Annotated in this window: 11 protein-coding genes and 3 rRNA genes; 3 read left to right on the top strand and 11 right to left on the bottom strand. The window is 66.4% G+C overall.

Annotated elements, in window-relative coordinates:
* Positions 1-45: 45 nt before the first annotated feature.
* The 8 genes from OHB21_RS24425 to OHB21_RS24390 form a co-directional block, all read right to left on the bottom strand.
* Positions 46-876, bottom strand: a complete 831-nt coding sequence (locus OHB21_RS24425) for a helix-turn-helix domain-containing protein (RefSeq protein ID WP_324192128.1) — start codon at positions 874-876, stop codon at positions 46-48.
* 514 nt (positions 877-1390) lie between these two features.
* Positions 1391-1507 (bottom strand): 5S ribosomal RNA (gene rrf / locus OHB21_RS24420).
* A 101-nt stretch (positions 1508-1608) separates the two neighbouring features.
* Positions 1609-4720: ribosomal RNA gene (locus OHB21_RS24415) — 23S ribosomal RNA — on the bottom strand.
* Positions 4721-5055: 335 nt separating this feature from the next.
* A 16S ribosomal RNA gene (locus OHB21_RS24410) occupies positions 5056-6574 on the bottom strand.
* The 16S, 23S and 5S rRNA genes sit together here, the layout of an rRNA operon.
* Before the next feature lie 475 nt (positions 6575-7049).
* Positions 7050-7724, bottom strand: coding sequence for a dethiobiotin synthase (gene bioD, locus OHB21_RS24405; protein WP_195126364.1), 675 nt, complete (start codon positions 7722-7724; stop codon positions 7050-7052).
* On the bottom strand, positions 7721-8869 hold the full coding sequence (locus tag OHB21_RS24400; protein WP_195126365.1) for an 8-amino-7-oxononanoate synthase: 1149 nt from the start codon (positions 8867-8869) through the stop codon (positions 7721-7723). Before OHB21_RS24400 ends, bioD begins: the two co-directional genes overlap by 4 nt.
* A gap of 135 nt (positions 8870-9004) precedes the next feature.
* The gene (locus OHB21_RS24395) at positions 9005-10282 is read right to left on the bottom strand and encodes an adenosylmethionine--8-amino-7-oxononanoate transaminase (protein WP_067514079.1); all 1278 of its coding nucleotides are present in this window, start codon (positions 10280-10282) and stop codon (positions 9005-9007) included.
* 289 nt (positions 10283-10571) lie between these two features.
* Positions 10572-11003, bottom strand: coding sequence for a MarR family winged helix-turn-helix transcriptional regulator (locus tag OHB21_RS24390; protein ID WP_067514078.1), 432 nt, complete (start codon positions 11001-11003; stop codon positions 10572-10574).
* Between the two features lie 29 nt (positions 11004-11032).
* Here OHB21_RS24390 and OHB21_RS24385 point away from each other — a divergent pair, with 29 nt between their 5' ends.
* From OHB21_RS24385 to treY, 3 genes are read left to right on the top strand one after another with little or no spacing between them, the layout of a single operon-like run.
* Positions 11033-11566: a cupin domain-containing protein gene (locus tag OHB21_RS24385; protein ID WP_067514086.1), complete on the top strand. Its 534-nt coding sequence runs from the start codon at positions 11033-11035 to the stop codon at positions 11564-11566.
* 52 nt (positions 11567-11618) lie between these two features.
* Positions 11619-13739 carry a glycogen debranching protein GlgX gene (gene glgX, locus OHB21_RS24380; protein ID WP_067514077.1) on the top strand — a complete coding sequence of 707 codons (2121 nt, stop codon included), beginning with the start codon at positions 11619-11621 and terminating at the stop codon, positions 13737-13739.
* A gap of 11 nt (positions 13740-13750) precedes the next feature.
* Positions 13751-16180 (top strand): malto-oligosyltrehalose synthase, encoded by a 2430-nt coding sequence (treY, locus tag OHB21_RS24375; protein ID WP_084538186.1) that lies wholly within the window; start codon positions 13751-13753, stop codon positions 16178-16180.
* On the opposite strand, the gene OHB21_RS24370 is transcribed toward treY, so the two are convergent.
* The 3 genes from OHB21_RS24370 to OHB21_RS24360 all read right to left on the bottom strand — a co-directional run bounded on the left by OHB21_RS24370 (position 16158) and on the right by OHB21_RS24360 (position 18585).
* Positions 16158-17393 (bottom strand): DUF2235 domain-containing protein, encoded by a 1236-nt coding sequence (locus tag OHB21_RS24370; protein WP_195126363.1) that lies wholly within the window; start codon positions 17391-17393, stop codon positions 16158-16160. The two genes, treY and OHB21_RS24370, sit on opposite strands and share 23 nt — an antisense overlap.
* A 306-nt stretch (positions 17394-17699) precedes the next feature.
* Positions 17700-18122, bottom strand: a complete 423-nt coding sequence (locus OHB21_RS24365) for a hypothetical protein (RefSeq protein ID WP_067514075.1) — start codon at positions 18120-18122, stop codon at positions 17700-17702.
* Between the two features lie 106 nt (positions 18123-18228).
* Positions 18229-18585 carry a nuclear transport factor 2 family protein gene (locus OHB21_RS24360; RefSeq protein WP_067514074.1) on the bottom strand — a complete coding sequence of 119 codons (357 nt, stop codon included), beginning with the start codon at positions 18583-18585 and terminating at the stop codon, positions 18229-18231.
* Positions 18586-18594 lie beyond the last annotated feature (9 nt).

Genomic DNA, 18594 nt, shown 5'->3' with positions numbered 1-18594 from the left:
GTGCCCTCAAATTAGCGTGTCGTGATCCGTCGCTCTTGTAAGAAATCAATCGGCGGGCAGCGGCCAGCTGTCGAGGACGTGGCCGGGGTGTTCGCGCAGGAACCGCCGCCGGACCTCGGCGTACCGGGTCGGCGTGAGACCGGTGAACGCCCGGAACTCGTGGCCGAAGTGAGCTTGGTCGAAGTAGCCCGCGCCGACGGCGATCTCGCCCCAGTCGATCGGTCCGGCGAAATCGATCGCGAGCACGGTGGTGGTGAAGCGCTGCGCGCGGGCCAGTCGCTTCGGCGTGACGCCGACGAGTTCCTTGAACCGCTGGGCCAGATGGGTGCTGCTGACTCCGGCCGCCTCGCTCAGGTCGCCGATCGCCACCGCCCCATTGGTCGCGACGATGACGTTGCTCGTGTACTGGACCAGCCCCATGCCCGGGGTCTCGCGCAGCCGCCGCATCAGCTCCTCCTCGAGCAGCGTCAGCATCGAGTGCGGTGAGTCCGTGGTGGCGAGCCGGTCTCGCAGTTCAGCGACGGCGGCCCGGCCCCACACCTGCTCGATCGTCACCGGCCGATCACGCAGTTCGGTCGCGGGCATCGCCAGGAACGGCGCCGGCCCCCACGGCTTGAAGTGCACGCCGACGGACCGAGTCCACGGCGGGTAGCCGAACTCCACCGCACGACTGGGCATGGTGACCACGCAGCCGTCGACGTACTCGGACGTCTCGCGATCGGTGCCGCCGCGGATGCGGAACGGCGCCCCGAGATTGACGATGAGCAACGCCGAAGGCGACGGCGGCAGCGTCAGCCGGTCGTACGGCGGCGCACCCTCCAGGTAGTAGAGGTCGTCGATCAGTCCGTCCAGCGGAGGTCGCGGCACTCTGGACACGTACTCCATGCTCACAGCATCGCCGATGTGCCGGCGTCGCGCGCCGGGATGGCCCAGCCGCTGCGCCTCCGGAACCGAGCCCGGCCGTTTGCCATGGTCGCCCGCTTCCACGCCGGATTGACCTGCCCGGCACGCTCTTTCCGGGGGCGACACTCATAGACCCCTCCGCGGCTCACCATGCCGCGCGTTCGGCGAGATCGGTGAGTTTCGCGAGGGAGAGGACCAGCCGAGTTCGTTGTCCTCCGGGCGAACCGAAGGCGGAACGTTGTAGTGCGTCGCGTGCAGGTCGGTGCCACCGTCGGCGGCGGCGAGAAGGTAGACGACCGTCATCTCGCCGCGGCTGGCGGGATCGTCGGTGTCGATCGCACTCCACCGCTTGCGGATTCGTCGACAGCCGACCGCAGCATGGCAAGCCCGCGCCGCCGAATACGTGTGCCGGGGAACCGCGTAGGGGAAGGGCCCGGAAATGCGGAAAGGCCCCCAACCATCAGGTTGGGGGCCTTTCACAAGATTTGTCCGGCGGTGTCCTACTCTCCCACACCCTGTCGAGTGCAGTACCATCGGCGCTGGTGGCCTTAGCTTCCGGGTTCGGAATGGGTCCGGGCGTTTCCCCACCGCTATAACCGCCGTAACACTATGAAACTATCCACACCCACCACTCGAACCCTCACGGGTCGAGAACGGGGGTTGTGTGTTGTTTCAGATACCGCACAGTGGACGCGTAACACCTTCGTCAGTAAGCCCTCGGCCTATTAGTACCAGTCACCTACACACATTACTGCGCTTCCAGTTCTGGCCTATCAACCCCATGGTCTGTAGGGGGCCTTAACCCATCGAGTGGGTGAGAAACCTCATCTTGGAACAGGCTTCCCGCTTAGATGCTTTCAGCGGTTATCCCTTCCGAACGTAGCCAACCAGCAGTGCCCTTGGCAGGACAACTGGCACACCAGAGGTTCGTCCGTCCCGGTCCTCTCGTACTAGGGACAGCCTTCCACAAGTTTCTGACGCGCGCGGCGGATAGAGACCGAACTGTCTCACGACGTTCTAAACCCAGCTCGCGTGCCGCTTTAATGGGCGAACAGCCCAACCCTTGGGACCTACTCCAGCCCCAGGATGCGACGAGCCGACATCGAGGTGCCAAACCATCCCGTCGATATGGACTCTTGGGGAAGATCAGCCTGTTATCCCCGGGGTACCTTTTATCCGTTGAGCGACACCGCTTCCACATGCCGGTGCCGGATCACTAGTCCCGACTTTCGTCCCTGCTCGACCCGTCAGTCTCACAGTCAAGCTCCCTTGTGCACTTACACTCAACACCTGATTGCCAACCAGGCTGAGGGAACCTTTGGGCGCCTCCGTTACACTTTAGGAGGCAACCGCCCCAGTTAAACTACCCACCAGGCACTGTCCCTGAACCAGATCATGGCCCGAGGTTAGAAGTCCAATACGACCAGAGTGGTATTTCAACGACGACTCCACGAACACTGGCGTGCCCGCTTCACAGTCTCCCACCTATCCTACACAAACCGTACCGAACACCAATACCAAGCTATAGTGAAGGTCCCGGGGTCTTTTCGTCCTGCCGCGCGTAACGAGCATCTTTACTCGTAATGCAATTTCGCCGAGTCTGTGGTTGAGACAGCAGAGAAGTCGTTACGCCATTCGTGCAGGTCGGAACTTACCCGACAAGGAATTTCGCTACCTTAGGATGGTTATAGTTACCACCGCCGTTTACCGGGGCTTAAATTCTCAGCTTCGCACCCCGAAGGGCGCTAACCGGTCCTCTTAACCTTCCGGCACCGGGCAGGCGTCAGTCCGTATACATCGTCTTACGACTTCGCACGGACCTGTGTTTTTAGTAAACAGTCGCTTCTCTCTGGTCTCTGCGACCACCCCCAGCTCCGAGTGCAAGACTCATCACCAGGCGTGGTCCCCCTTCTCCCGAAGTTACGGGGGCATTTTGCCGAGTTCCTTAACCACAGTTCTCTCGATCGCCTCGGTATTCTCTACCTGACCACCTGTGTCGGTTTGGGGTACGGGCCGTGTACCAACTCACTAGAGGCTTTTCTCGGCAGCATAGGATCACTGAATTCACCTCAATCGGCTACGCATCACCTCTCAGGCACATGCTGTGCGGATTTGCCTACACAACGCCCTACAGGCTTACACCCGGTAATCCACCACCGGGCCCAGCTACCTTCCTGCGTCACCCCATCGCTTGACTACTACCACAGGGGTCCCGCGCAGCCCCCGCCAGCCACCCGAAGGTGGTCTATTGGGATTTGGGCGGTTAGCACCATGGATTCACCATTGGGCGCGGATACACGGGTACGGGAATATCAACCCGTTGTCCATCGACTACGCCTGTCGGCCTCGCCTTAGGTCCCGACTCACCCTGGGCGGATTAACCTGGCCCAGGAACCCTTGGTCATTCGGCGGACGAGTTTCTCACTCGTCTTTCGCTACTCATGCCTGCATTCTCACTCGCGCAGCCTCCACAACTAGGTCACCCCGTCGCTTCCCTGGCTACACGACGCTCCCCTACCCACCCAGACCACTGCCCCAAAAAGGGGAATGTACATGTCTGAGTGCCGCGGCTTCGGCGGTGTACTTGAGCCCCGCTACATTGTCGGCGCAGGATCACTTGACCAGTGAGCTATTACGCACTCTTTCAAGGGTGGCTGCTTCTAAGCCAACCTCCTGGTTGTCTTCGCGACCCCACATCCTTTTCCACTTAGTACACGCTTAGGGGCCTTAGCCGGCGATCTGGGCTGTTTCCCTCTCGACTACGAAGCTTATCCCCCGCAGTCTCACTGCCACGCTCTCACACACCGGCATTCGGAGTTTGGCTGACTTCGGTAAGCTTGTAGGCCCCCTAGGCCATCCAGTAGCTCTACCTCCGGCGTGAAACACGTGACGCTGCACCTAAATGCATTTCGGGGAGAACCAGCTATCACGGAGTTTGATTGGCCTTTCACCCCTACCCACAGCTCATCCCCTCAGTTTTCAACCTAAGTGGGTTCGGGCCTCCACGACGTCTTACCGTCGCTTCACCCTGGCCATGGGTAGATCACTCCGCTTCGGGTCCATGACATGCGACTCAAACGCCCTATTCGGACTCGCTTTCGCTACGGCTACCCCACACGGGTTAACCTCGCCACACACCAATGACTCGCAGGCTCATTCTTCAAAAGGCACGCCATCACCCCACAAAGAGGCTCTGACGGATTGTAAGCGCACGGTTTCAGGTACTATTTCACTCCCCTCCCGGGGTACTTTTCACCTTTCCCTCACGGTACTAGTCCGCTATCGGTCACCAGGTAGTATTCAGGCTTACCGGGTGGTCCCGGCAGATTCACAGCAGATTTCACGGGCCCGCTGCTACTCGGGTATTCACCACATGAGCCGTCGAGTTTTCGCTTACCGGACTCTCACCGTCTACGGTCGGCCGTCCCAGACCACTTCAGCTAACACAACGGTTTCTCACTCATGCTCCTCACGGCAGTGAGAAGAAGATGAACCCCACAACCCCACACGCGCAACGACTGCCGTCTATCACACACGCATGGTTTAGCCTCATCCGCTTTCGCTCGCCACTACTCACGGAATCACTATTGTTTTCTCTTCCTGTGGGTACTGAGATGTTTCACTTCCCCACGTTCCCTCCACACACCCTATATATTCAGATGCGGGTGACACGACATCACTCGTGCCGGGTTTCCCCATTCGGAAATCCTCGGATCTCAGCTCGGTTGACAGCTCCCCGAGGCTTATCGCAGCCTCCTACGTCCTTCATCGGCTCCTGGTGCCAAGGCATCCACCGAACGCTCTTAAACACTTACAAACAAAGATGCTCGCGTCCACTGTGCAGTTCTCAAACAACACACAAAACCAAACCCTGACCAGCACCAGCACCCCAACCCCCGAAAGAGTCGAAGCCGGTATGAACTGAAGATTCAGCCTCGTCGTTATCTTGCCTGGAAAGAACGCCTGTTCTTTCAGGACCCAACAGTGTGTCGACTACATCCCCGAACCCACAGCACACAGGCTGCCGGCCACACCGGGGCGCATGTCAGCGTTCCACCCATGAGCAACCACCGAGAAACATTCGCTCTCGAAATGGCCTCTGCCACAACCCTCTTCGACTCTTCGAAGAGACCATGGAGAAGTGCTCCTTAGAAAGGAGGTGATCCAGCCGCACCTTCCGGTACGGCTACCTTGTTACGACTTCGTCCCAATCGCCGATCCCACCTTCGACGGCTCCCTCCCACAAGGGGTTGGGCCACCGGCTTCGGGTGTTACCGACTTTCATGACGTGACGGGCGGTGTGTACAAGGCCCGGGAACGTATTCACCGCAGCGTTGCTGATCTGCGATTACTAGCGACTCCAACTTCACGGGGTCGAGTTGCAGACCCCGATCCGAACTGAGACCGGCTTTAAGGGATTCGCTCCACCTCACGGTATCGCAGCCCTCTGTACCGGCCATTGTAGCATGTGTGAAGCCCTGGACATAAGGGGCATGATGACTTGACGTCGTCCCCACCTTCCTCCGAGTTGACCCCGGCAGTCTCCTGCGAGTCCCCAACATCACTTGCTGGCAACACAGGACAAGGGTTGCGCTCGTTGCGGGACTTAACCCAACATCTCACGACACGAGCTGACGACAGCCATGCACCACCTGTACACCGACCACAAGGGGGCCTACATCTCTGCAGGTTTCCGGTGTATGTCAAACCCAGGTAAGGTTCTTCGCGTTGCATCGAATTAATCCACATGCTCCGCCGCTTGTGCGGGCCCCCGTCAATTCCTTTGAGTTTTAGCCTTGCGGCCGTACTCCCCAGGCGGGGCGCTTAATGCGTTAGCTACGGCACGGATCCCGTGGAAGGAAACCCACACCTAGCGCCCACCGTTTACGGCGTGGACTACCAGGGTATCTAATCCTGTTCGCTACCCACGCTTTCGCTTCTCAGCGTCAGTTACTGCCCAGAGACCCGCCTTCGCCACCGGTGTTCCTCCTGATATCTGCGCATTTCACCGCTACACCAGGAATTCCAGTCTCCCCTGCAGTACTCAAGCCTGCCCGTATCGACCGCAAGCTTGGGGTTGAGCCCCAAGTTTTCACGATCGACGCGACAAGCCGCCTACAAGCTCTTTACGCCCAGTAATTCCGGACAACGCTCGCACCCTACGTATTACCGCGGCTGCTGGCACGTAGTTGGCCGGTGCTTCTTCTACAGGTACCGTCACTTGCGCTTCGTCCCTGTCGAAAGAGGTTTACAACCCGAAGGCCGTCATCCCTCACGCGGCGTCGCTGCATCAGGCTTCCGCCCATTGTGCAATATTCCCCACTGCTGCCTCCCGTAGGAGTCTGGGCCGTGTCTCAGTCCCAGTGTGGCCGGTCGCCCTCTCAGGCCGGCTACCCGTCGTCGCCTTGGTAGGCCATTACCCCACCAACAAGCTGATAGGCCGCGGGCCCATCCTGCACCGATAAATCTTTCCACCCCCGGTCATGCAACCAGAGGTCATATCCGGTATTAGACCCAGTTTCCCAGGCTTATCCCAGAGTGCAGGGCAGATCACCCACGTGTTACTCACCCGTTCGCCGCTCGTGTACCCCGAAGGGCCTTACCGCTCGACTTGCATGTGTTAAGCACGCCGCCAGCGTTCGTCCTGAGCCAGGATCAAACTCTCCGTTGAAGACTCACAACCACACCCCAAAGGGTGCAATCAGATCTAAACTAGAGTCCGAAAACCTAGCAAAACAATCGCCAGCCGGAAAATAGCTGACTTCAAATGTCCGACCCACCCCACGGGGGTGGAAGCAGGCCGGCAACCAAAAAAAATTTGGCACTGACATTCATCGACACACTATTGAGTTCTCAAAGAACACACGCACACCCATCCACACCAGAATCACCCGGCACTTCAGAGAGGCAACTTTTTCTCAGCTTAGCCCGACCAACACCCAGAACCAAATCCAGGAACCAACCGAACCAGTGTGATCGCCAGGCGCTCCTCGTCCTACCTCGTTTCCCGTCGCCCTCGCCCAGCCTTTCGGCTTAGCGTCTCGGCTCCGGGTCGGTGTCCGTGTCGCTCTGACCTGGAATAAGTTACGTAGTCGTGTGCACGATGTCAAATCCGCAGGTAGAGGCGGTGAATCGGCCCTGAACGTCTAGCGCCCCGCGAGCCAACCCGGGGTGAACCACCCGGGGGCCGCCGCCACGAACCTGTCCCGGCTCCAGGAGCCGGCGCCCGCGGGCACGACACCCACGACGTCCTCCCCCGTGACGAGGGGCAGATCGATGCGGTTGCACTCCGAGGCGAGGTCGGGCTCGGCGGGCCAGGCGCCGATCACCAGTCCCGCGCAGCGCACGCCGGCGGCGGTGAGGGCGTGGACGGTGAGCTCGGTGTGGTTGAGGGTGCCGAGCCCGGCGGCGGCCACGACCACGACGGGTGCGTCGAGTTCGCGCGCCAGATCGGGGAGGGTGAACTCCCCCAGCCGGACGAGCAGTCCCCCGGCGCCTTCCACCAGGGTGAGGTCCGCGTCCGACAGGGAGCGGACGGCGGCCGCGGTCTCCGCGAGCGTCAGCAGCGGCTGGCCGCAGCGGCGCGCGGCGGTGTCGGGGGCCAGCGGTTCGGGATAGCGGGCCAGCTCGAGCGTCTTCACCGGCCCGGCCAGACGTTCGACCTCCGCGAGATCGCCCGGTTCGCCCGGCGCGATGCCGGTCTGCGCGGGTTTGCACACCGCGACGCTCTTGCCGGCGGCGATTGCCGAGGCGGCCAGCGCGGCCGTGACGACCGTCTTGCCGACCTCGGTGGACGTTCCGGTGACGAACAGCAGGCTCATGCGGGCACCGGGTCCGCTCCGCGCGCCGCGGCCAGGACTTCGCCGAGGACGGTCGCGATGGTGTCGAGTTCGGCCGGGGTGAGGTCGGCGCGCGCGGTGAGGCGCAGCCGTGACGTGCCCTCGGGGACCGACGGCGGCCGGAAGCAACCGACCTCGAGCCCGCGCTCCCGGCAGGCTCGCGCCGCGTCGTAGGCGACCTGGGCCTCGCCGAGCACGACCGACACGACCGCCGAGTCGGGTTCCGGCACGCCCGCGATGCGGGCGATGTCGCCGGCGCGGCGCAGCACGCGACCGGCCATATCGGGGTCGCGGCGCAGCAGGCCCAGCGCGGCGCGGGCGGCGCCGACGGCCGCGGGCGCCAGGCCGGTGTCGAAGATGAACGTGCGGGCGGCGTCGATCAGGTGCGCGCGGACCCGTTCGCTCGCGAGCACCGCCCCGCCCTGCGCGGCGAAGGCCTTGGACAGGGTCGCGGTGATGATCAGGTCGGGCTCCCCCGCCAACCCCGCCTCGTGCGCGAGACCGCGCCCGCCGATGCCGCGCACACCGAGACCGTGCGCCTCGTCGACGATCAGCACGGCGCCGTTCGCCCGCGTGACGCGGTGCAGATCCGCGAGTGGCGCGAGGTCGCCGTCGGCGCTGAACACCGAGTCGGTGAGCACGAGCGCCCGCTCCTCGGTGCGCGCGGCCAGCAGGCGGTCGACCGCGGCGACGTCGCGGTGCGGGGCGATCTCGACGCGCGCCCGGGACAGGCGGCAGGCGTCCACCAGGGAGGCGTGGCTGCCCGCGTCGGAGACGATCAGCGCGCCCCGCCCCGCCAGCGCGGTGACCGCGCCGAGATTGGCGGCGTAGCCGGAGGCGAACACCAATCCGGCTTCCGCGCCGACGAATTCGGCCAGCTCGGCCTCGAGCTGTTCGTGCTCGGCGGTGGTGCCGGTGACCAACCGGGAGCCGGTGGACCCCGCGCCCCAGCGCCGGACCGACGCGACCGCCCCCTCGATCACCTCGGGGTGCCGGGTGAGGCCGAGGTAGTCGTTGGACGCCAGGTCGATGGACGCCGATCGCGCGGCGCGCGGGCGTAACTCGCGCCGTAACCCGGCGTCCACGCGCTGCGCGGCGCGTTCGTCCAACCAGCTCAACGGATCCATGCTCACAGCTGAGCAGCATACTTGAACGGTGTTCAGGGCGGTCCGGGGGCGGGGACCCACGCGTGACTCGCGGCGGTCGTACGAGTGCCCGCAGCGAAGTCTTCGGACGCACCGCCGAGCCGCCGCGAGCAGGAGTCAGCCCCGCTGCGCCGCGACCGCCGCGCGGATGCCCGCGGTGAGCGTGGCGATGTCGTCGGGGGTGCTGATGAACGGCGGCATGGTGTAGACGAGGTTCCGGAACGGGCGGAGCCAGACGCCGGCGTCGACCGCGGCGGCGGTGGCCGTGCGCATGTCGACGGGTTGGTCCAGCTCGACCACGCCGATCGCGCCGAGGACGCGGACGTCGGCGACGCCGGGAAGGTCGCGGACCGGGGCGAGACCCTGCGTGAGGTCGCGTTCGATGCGGGCGACCTCGCCGCGCCAGTCGCGGGAGAGCAGCAGCTCGATCGACGCGACCGCGAGCGCGCACGCGAGGGGATTGCCCATGAAGGTCGGGCCGTGCATGAGCCCGCCGTGGCCCGCGCTGATCGTCTCGGCGATGCGCGAGGTGCACAGTGCCGCGGCGAGGGTGAGGTAGCCGCCGGTCAGGGCCTTGCCGACGCACATCACGTCGGGGCTGACGCCCGCGTGGCCGGCGGCGAAGAGCGCGCCGGTGCGACCGAAACCGGTGGCGATCTCGTCGAAGACGAGCAGGACGTCGTTGGCGTCGCAGGCGCGGCGCAGGTCGGCGAGGTAGCGCGGGTCGTGCCAGCGCATACCGCCCGCGCCCTGGACCACGGGCTCCACGATGACGGCCGCGAGTTCGCCCGCGTGCTCGCCGATGGCGCGCGTCAGCTCGGCGGCGTAGTCGGCGGAGTAGTCGCGCGGCGGGGTGGGCACGAAGATCTGGTCGGCGAGGATGTCGGTCCACAGCGCGTGCATGCCGCCGTCGGGGTCGCAGACGCTCATCGGGGTGAAGGTGTCGCCGTGGTAGCCGCCGCGCCAGGTGAGCAGGCGGCGCTTGCCGGGGCGGCCGAGACTGCGCCAGTACTGGAGGCACATCTTCACCGCGACCTCCACCGACACCGACCCGGAATCACAGAGGAACACCTTGTCCAACCCGGCGGGCGTGTGCTCGACGAGGAGTTCGGCCAACCGGGCGGCGGGTTCGTGGGTGAGTCCGCCGAACATCACGTGACTCATGCGCCGGGACTGCTCCAGCAACGCGGCGTCGAGTACCGGGTGCCGGTAGCCGTGGATCGCGGCCCACCAGGAGCTCATACCGTCGACCAGTTCACGTCCGTCGGCGAGGGTGAGCCGCACCCCGGACGCCGACGCCACGACCAGCGGCTCGGTCGTCGCGGGGAAGCCGCCGTAGGGGTGCCAGACGTGCTTGGCATCGATGGCGGTGATCTCATCGGGGGTCAGTGGCACGGGAATCCTCGCGGTCGTCGGCCTTGAACGGTGTTCAAGTTACCACCGGACCGGGCGTTACCCGACGGGGATGCGGGGTATCGGTCACGGTCGGCGGGGAGCACGCCACCGATGCCCCCTCCCCTCGGCCACCACGCCGGCTTGCCGCGACAGTGCCGGATGGGGGGAACTCGTCGCGAGACGACCACGCGACCGACTCGCCGGCCGGCCGCGCGCTCCCGCCGAACGGCGAACGACACGCACGGCGAAGCAAGCATCGCTCCTGCGCGCCGGCGGAGCGCGAGGACCGTCAATCGCCGATCACGTCGGGCACTCGCCCCAGCGCCGCACGCAACCCCGCGACCGCGTCCACCCCGAGCGCCGCCGACAGCTTGCCGTCGAGTTCGGCCAGGCGATCGGCCGCGAAAGCCACCGCGGCACGGCCCGACTCCGTCGTCATCACGAGCCGAGCGCGCTTGTCGGACGGGTCGACCCGCCGCTCGACATACCCGCGGCGCTCCAGGTGGGTGATCAGCTCCCCCATCGCCTGCTGCGTCATCCCAGCCGCGTCGGCGAGCGCGGTGACGCGCGAGCCCTCCGGGGAGAGATGGCGGAAGACCGCGTAGTGGGCGGGCCGCAGGTCGGGGTCGAGGGCGGCGCGCAGGTCGCGGTTGAGGGCGGACTCGTAGGCGCGGGTCGCCTCGACCAGGAGTTTCAGGAGGGTGGGTTCGGCCGTTGACACAATAGGAAGGTTACCTTTATAAATTGACCATGACCAGTTCGGCGCTCACCTTCCGCAACGGCCACCGGGTCACGCTCGTCGACCAGAGCGCCGATGACCGCGGTCCGTACTTACGGTTGTCGCACGTGCTGCCCGAGCCCGGACGACAGGCCGGCCCACACTGGCACCCGGTGATCACCGAAAGCTGGACGGTTCGGCAGGGCCGGTTGCGCTTTCGGATCGAGGGCGAGGAGACCGTCGCCAACCCCGGCGACACGGTCACCGCTCCCCCGCGCGCGGTCCACGAGTTCTGGAACGAGTCCCCCGACACCGTGATGGACCACGAGATCCGGCCCCCGGCACAGCACTGGGAGATGTTCCGCCTATGGCAACGGCTAGACGTCGACGGCAGAACCACCCGTGGTCGTGTGCCGCGTAACCCTCTCGCATTGGCTCTGTTGTGGGAACTACAGGACGGCTATATCGCGGGCGTCCCGGCCGCAGTTCAACGCATAGTCTTCGGCGGACTGGCGGCAACCGCCCGGCGCGTGGGTTACGAACGACGCATCCGTTCCACTATGTGAGCCCGGCGGCCACACACCGCCCGGTACCGGGCGTCACGCTACTGTCGTGGGCATGGCCCAGCCCGACGCAGTGCCCGGTGACGTCACGCCACTCGGCGTCTGGCCGGGAACGGCCTACCCCCTGGGCGCGACCTATGACGGGGCAGGCACCAACTTCTCGGTGTTCTCCGAGGTCGCCGACGCGGTCGAGCTGTGCCTGATCGCCAAGGACGGCACCGAGACCCGCGTCCGCCTCGACGAGGTCGACGGCTACGTCTGGCACGCCTACCTCCCCACCATCGGCCCCGGCCAGCGCTACGGCTTCCGGGTGCACGGCCCGTGGGATCCGGACCAGGGCTTGCGCTGCGATCCGAGCAAGCTGCTGCTGGACCCGTACGGAAAGGCGTTCGACGGCGACTTCGACAACGACCCCTCGCTGTACACGCACGGCCTGGATTCCCTGGGCCACACCATGACCGGCGTGGTCATCAACCCCTTCTTCGACTGGGGCACCGACCGCGCGCCGAACCGCCCCTACCACGAGACGGTGCTCTACGAGGCGCACGTCAAGGGCATGACGATGACCCATCCCGACGTGCCCGAGGAACTGCGCGGCACCTACGCGGGCATCGCGCATCCGGCCGTGGTCGCGCATCTGAAGAGCTTGGGCGTCACCGCGATCGAGCTCATGCCCGTGCACCAGTTCCTGCACGACCGGGTGCTGCTGGACCAGGGACTGCGCAACTACTGGGGCTACAACAGCGTCGGCTACCTGGCCCCGCACAACGAGTACGCGGCCAGCCCGCGCGGCGGGGCCGCCGTCACCGAGTTCAAGGCGATGGTGCGGGCGCTGCACGCCGAGGGCATCGAAGTGATCCTGGACGTGGTCTACAACCACACCGCCGAGGGCAACCACCTGGGCCCGACGATCAACTTCCGCGGTATCGACAACGCCGCCTACTACCGCCTGCTCGACACCGATCCGTCGCGGTACATGGACTACACCGGCACCGGCAACAGCCTCAACGTGCGCCATCCGCACACCTTGCAGCTGATCATGGATTCGCTGCGCTACTGGATCCTCGACATGCACGTCGACGGCTTCCGCTTCGATCTGGCCGCCACGCTGGCGCGCGAATTGCACGATGTGGACCGGCTTTCCACGTTCTTCGACCTGGTGCAGCAGGACCCGGTGGTGAGCCAGGTGAAGCTCATCGCCGAGCCGTGGGACGTCGGCGAGGGCGGCTACCAGGTGGGCAACTTCCCCGGCCTGTGGACGGAGTGGAACGGCAAATACCGTGACACGGTGCGCGATTACTGGCGCGGCGAGCCGGCCACGCTGGGCGAGTTCGCCTCTCGGCTCACGGGCTCCTCGGATCTGTACGAGGCCACCGGGCGCAGGCCGAGCGCGAGCATCAACTTCATCACCGCGCACGACGGGTTCACGCTGCGGGATCTGGTGTCCTACAACGAGAAGCACAACGAGGCCAACGGCGAGGGCAACCGCGACGGCGAGAGCCACAACCGGTCCTGGAACTGCGGGGTGGAGGGACCCACCGACGATCCGGACATCCTCGCGTTGCGCGCCAAGCAGAGTCGCAACCTGCTCGCCACCCTGGTGCTGAGCCAGGGCACCCCGATGCTCGCCCACGGCGACGAGCTGGGCCGCACCCAGCACGGCAATAACAATGTGTACTGCCAGGATTCGCCGCTCTCGTGGATGGACTGGTCGCTGGCCGAGACCAACGCCGACCTGCTCGAATTCACCAGGCGCGTCATCGCGTTGCGCACCGAGCATCCGGTGTTCCGGCGGCGCCGGTTCTTCGAGGGCCGTCCGATCCGCGGCAAGGACCACACCCGCGATATCGCCTGGTTCACCCCGGCCGGCGAGGAGATGACCGCGGCGGACTGGGACAGCGGCTTCGGCAAATCGCTCACCGTCTACCTGAACGGGCGCGGCATCCCGGAACCGGGCCCGCGCGGTGAGCGCATCACCGACGACTCGTTCCTGCTGTGTTTCAACGCCCACGATCAGGATCTCGAATTCGCGCTGCCCGGTACCGATTACGGCGGTCCGTGGACGGTGGCGCTGGACTGTTCGGCGCCCGACGGCGCGGCCGAGGCCACCCATGAGGCCGGCGCCGTCCTCACCGTCCCCGCCCGCTGTCTGCTCGTCCTCCGTTGTTCCCTCTAACCGACACGCCGATGACCACACCGAGTACGCCCACCGACATCCACCGCACCGACCCGATCGGCCGCGTCGCCGCGCGCCCGACCCCGGTGCGCAGCACCTACCGGCTCCAGTTGCGCCCCGACGCGCTGACCTTCGCCGACGCCCGCGCCATCGCGGAATACCTGCAGCAGCTGGGTATCTCGCACCTGTACCTCTCGCCGATCCTCACCGCGGCGCACGGGTCGACGCACGGCTACGACGTCACCGATCCCACCACGGTCTCGGCGGCGCTCGGCGGGCCGCTCGGGCTCAAGGCGCTCTCGGACGAAGTGCGCACGCGCGGTATGGGTTTGATCGTGGACCTGGTGCCCAACCACGTCGGCGTCGCCGATCCGCGCCAGAACGCGCTGTGGTGGGATGTGCTGCGCAACGGCAAGGAATCGCCGTACGCGCGGTTCTTCGACATCGACTGGAGTCCGGGCAACGGCGCGGGCGGGCGGCTGGCGCTGCCGGTGTTGCAGAGCGAGAACGATCCGGCCGCCCTCACGGTGGACCGCACCGGCCCGGAACCGATGCTGGCCCTGCACGATCTGCGCTTTCCCATCGCGCCGGGCACCGACGGCGACAACGCGCTGCGCATCCACGACAAACAGCACTACCGGCTGGTGAGCTGGAAGGCGGGCGTGTGCACGTACCGCCGCTTCTTCGCGGTGAGCACGCTGGCCGCGCTGCGCCAGGAGGACCCCGAGGTCTTCGAGCTGACCCACCGGGAGCTGGCGGCCTGGTGCGAACACGATCTGATCGACGGCGTGCGCGTCGACCATCCGGACGGATTGTCCTATCCGGCCGCCTATCTCACGCGACTGCGCCAGCTGATCGGCCCGCACCGGCTGCTGCTGGTGGAGAAGATCCTGGCCAACCGCGAACCGCTGGACCCGACGCTGCCGGTGGACGGCACCACCGGCTACGACGCGCTGGCCGGACTGGGTGGCGTGCTCATCGACCCCGACGGCGAGCAGGCGCTGACCGAGCTCTCGCGCCGGTTCGCCGGGCACGGCAGCGACCGCGCGTGGATCGGCGAGACCGAGCACCGCATCAAACGCGCCGTCGCGGAAAGCATTCTGGCGCCGGAGATCCGGCGGCTGGTCGCGGCGATCAAACGCGACGCGGCCGCCGAGAGCTTCGACACCATGGCGCTGACCAACGCGACCATCGAGGTGCTGGCGTTCATGCCCGTCTACCGCGCCGACTACACACCGCTGGCCGGGATGGTCGGCGCGGTGATCGCCGAGGTCGAGAAGCGCAACAGCGAACTCACCGCGCCGCTGAACGTGCTGGTGGCCGCGCTGGCGGCCGACGGCGAAGCGGCGGTGCGGTTCAACCAGGTCGGGGGCGCGATCACCGCGAAAGCCGTGGAGGACACCATGTTCTACCAGGCCGCGCGACTGGTCTCGCTCCAGGAGGTGGGCGGCAACCCGGCGCGGTTCGGCCACTCGCTCAACGAGTTCCACCTCGCCAACACCGAACGCGCTCGGCGCTGGCCCGCCGCCATGACCACGCTCAGCACGCACGACACCAAACGCGGCGAGGACGTGCGCGCCCGCATCGGCGTGCTCTCCCAGGTGGCGGGCACCTGGGCGCGGTCGGTGGAGTCGTGGCTGGAGACCACCCCCGCCCCGGACGGCGCGACGGCACTGTTCTTGTTACAGAACATGTTCGGCGTCTGGCCGGCCGACGGGCGGCCCGCCTCCTCGGTGCCCGGATTGCGCGAGCGCCTGCACAAGTTCGCCGAGAAGGCGATGCGTGAGGCGGGCACCCGCACCTCCTGGGAGGAGCCCGATGCCGAATTCGAGGCGTCGGTGCACGCCTGGATGGACGCGGTGATCGACGGTCCGGTGGGCTCCGAACTCAGCGACCTCGTCCACGATCTGGCGCCGCACGCGTGGTCGGACGCGCTGGCACAGAAGCTGCTCCAGCTGTGCGGGCCGGGGATTCCGGATGTGTACCAGGGCTGCGAACTGTGGGAGGACACGCTCGTCGACCCCGACAATCGCCGTCCGGTCGATTTCTCGGCGCGTACCGGCATGCTCCAATCGCTCACCGGCACACCGGCACTCGATCCGTCGGGCGCGGCGAAGATGTGGATCGTCGCCTACGCGCTGTGGCTGCGCCGCGAACGTCCCGAGTGTTTCGTCGGCGGCGCCTACACCCCGCTGTTCGGTGTCGGCGAGCAGGCGAGCAAGCTCGTGGCCTACGCGCGCGGCAAGTTCGGGGAACCGGCGGAGGTGATCGTCGCCGCCACCCGACACAGCGTCGCGCTGTCCGAAACCGGGTGGGGCGACACGATATTGGACCTGCCGCCGGGCAACTGGACCGACCGGCTCACCGGGCACACCTTCCAGGGCCGGGTTCGGCTCGAGAAGGTGTTCACCCGGTTGCCTATCGCGCTGCTGGTGCGCTGAGCTCCGCCTCGGCGTCCGGGCGGCTGCCGTTGCGCGGCGTGACCACGACCGCCGACGGTGCGTCGGGGACGGTCTCCACGAACTCCTCGGGCGGCTCTCCGTTGCGCGCGTGCAGCCACCGCTGCAAGTTGGCAGGCCGGTAGCTCTCGTCCTCGTAGACGGTGGAGGCCAGCAGCACGCCGTGGTCGCCCGGAATCTCGAGCCTGCGACGCAGAGTCGGGTGGAACCGCAGTGGGTTCGGCCGGAACACCGCCCGCAGCAGGTTGTCGACCCAGTACAGCGGCCCGCAGGACGGGTGCTGCTTGCCGTGGTCCTCGATGCCCTGGCAGCCCACCATCACATCGTCGAGCAGCGCGCGGTCGAACACCAGGCCCTCGGCCTCCGCCTCGGCCGCCATCCAGCGCAAGCTGGCGTCGGACAGCCCGCACTCCGGGTAGCCGCCGCCCACATCGGTGTGCACGCCCCGGAACCACACCTGCTCCACGCGTTCGGCGTCGCGATGCTTGACCCGGTCGTACTTGACGCCCAGCTCGATCGGCACCTCCCACAGGCACGGGGTGAACGCGCGGCGGCGGTCGTCGATGGCCAGCGCGTGCCGCGCGCACAGCACGTGCTGGGACAGGGCCACGTTGTGGAATCGGTGCCGCCAGGACGTGATCCCGGGGACGCCGAGCGCGCCGACGGTGTCGAACACGCCGAGGAAGTCGATCCAGCGGTCGCGGTGGCTGTGCACCCGGCGGAACTCGCGCCAGTCGCGTTCGCTCGGCGGTTTGCGCACCCAGGGCAGCTTGCTCGCGCGCCGCCGGTACATCCGCAGCGCCGTCGGATAGTGGCCCTCGAGCATGGATTTGGCGCGCATGATGCCGATTTTGTCGATGAGGCCGACCAGGCTGCGCGCGGTGTAGGCGCCGCGGCTGAACCCGAAGATGAACAGTTCGTCACCGGGCTCCCAGTTCAACGCGATCTGCCAGTACGCGGCCGACAGATTCGCCCACAACCCCATCCCGAACGCGCCGCCGAAGAACCGGTCGGCCGTGAATCCCCGTGCGCCGGGGCCGGATACGTAGATCACTTGCTGACAGACCGTCTCGCCCGACCCGTCGGCGGCCGGCGCCGTCGCCGGAATCGTCCGTGCGATCTTGACGATGTTCGAGACCGTGCTGCTGTTCTCGGCCTTCCAGGTGCCGTCGCAGCACACCACCAGGCGTTTCATAGCTGAATTGTCCCCCTCCAGCCGCTCGGAATTGCGCGTATCGGACTACTCGAATCTGTCGATCACGCTTCGGAAAGCCTAGAGGTAACGGTGACTTGCGCGCGTACCTGGATACGAGAAGGCCCCGGACGAACCGGGGCTCGGGGCGGGCGGCGGACTACTCGGAGCCAGGTCGGGTCGCCGAACACGGCACCCGAATCGTCGGACTCCTCGGACTCGAAGCCCACGTAGGTGAACTGGCGCAGCGTGACGGGTCCGGCGCAGGCGAACGGCCCCGGCGCGTGGCCGGGGCCGTGTATGAGGTGGTCAGCGCGCTTTACGCAGTCCGAGCAGCTGAAGGGCGGCGAATCCGCCGACCACCGCGGCCTGCATGACGGCCCACACCGCGCCGAGCGCCTTCAGGTCGAGCACACCGGTGGCCAGGGCCACCAGGCTCACGACCGACCACGCGATATTGCCCACCACGACGGCGCGCACGCCGGTCGCGTTGATCGACGCGGGCGCACCGACCAGGCCCACACCCGCCGCGTACACCAGCAGGAAGACGCCGATGCCGACGCCGATGCGGGAGTCGAGGCCGAGCAGCGATTCGATCGGGCCGGCCAGCACCAGGTAGGCCAGGCCGTTCACGCCGGTCACGACGGCGTCGAGGCGCAGCGAGAGACGGAGCAGTTTGTCGCCGGGGGCGAGCAGGCCGGACAGGGGGTTGGTGGCGGTCGTGGTGGTCATGGTGGATCTCCTAGCGGTGGAAGGAAAAATTTCAGGCGGGGTTCGAGGGGCCTGACCCGGGGCCCTACGTGGTGACGCTGCGCTACCACCTCCGGGCCTGACCCGGTCAGGCGGTGGCGGGGACCTTGTCGAGGAAGCCGTACACGTCGGCGATGCGGCCGTCGCGCAGTACCGCGACGTCGAAGCCGACCACCAGCGCCGGGCCGTCGGCCGGGCCGAGTTCCCAGGTGAAGCGCACCTGGTCGTGGTGGCCGTCGACCGGGCCGGCCAGCCGGAACACCAGGCCGGGGAACTGGTCCTGCACGGCGGCGATACCGGCGTCGAGCGCGTCGCGCCCGGTGACCGCCATGAGCGGGTCGACGTAGCGGGGCTCGTCGGTGAAGAGGCGGTCGATCCCCGCACGGCGGGCGGTGGCGTCGGTGGTGTTCCACAGTTCGAGGTACTGCGCGACCAGGTCGTTCACGGTGACTCC

The organism is Nocardia puris, assembly GCF_036051655.1.
Classification (GTDB): domain Bacteria; phylum Actinomycetota; class Actinomycetes; order Mycobacteriales; family Mycobacteriaceae; genus Nocardia; species Nocardia puris.
Note: the sequence above shows the minus strand (reverse complement) of the source record. Positions and strands in the feature narration are given on the sequence as shown.

Bases quoted from the DNA above. Each gene is read 5' to 3' on its own strand.
- bioD (WP_195126364.1), bottom strand. From the start codon at position 7,724: ATGAGCCTGCTGTTCGTCACCGGAACGTCCACCGAGGTCGGCAAGACG.
- OHB21_RS24400 (WP_195126365.1), bottom strand. From the start codon at position 8,869: ATGGATCCGTTGAGCTGGTTGGACGAACGCGCCGCGCAGCGCGTGGAC.
- OHB21_RS24385 (WP_067514086.1), top strand. From the start codon at position 11,033: ATGACCAGTTCGGCGCTCACCTTCCGCAACGGCCACCGGGTCACGCTC.
- glgX (WP_067514077.1), top strand. From the start codon at position 11,619: ATGGCCCAGCCCGACGCAGTGCCCGGTGACGTCACGCCACTCGGCGTC.
- treY (WP_084538186.1), top strand. From the start codon at position 13,751: ATGACCACACCGAGTACGCCCACCGACATCCACCGCACCGACCCGATC.
- OHB21_RS24370 (WP_195126363.1), bottom strand. From the start codon at position 17,393: ATGAAACGCCTGGTGGTGTGCTGCGACGGCACCTGGAAGGCCGAGAAC.
- OHB21_RS24365 (WP_067514075.1), bottom strand. From the start codon at position 18,122: ATGACCACCACGACCGCCACCAACCCCCTGTCCGGCCTGCTCGCCCCC.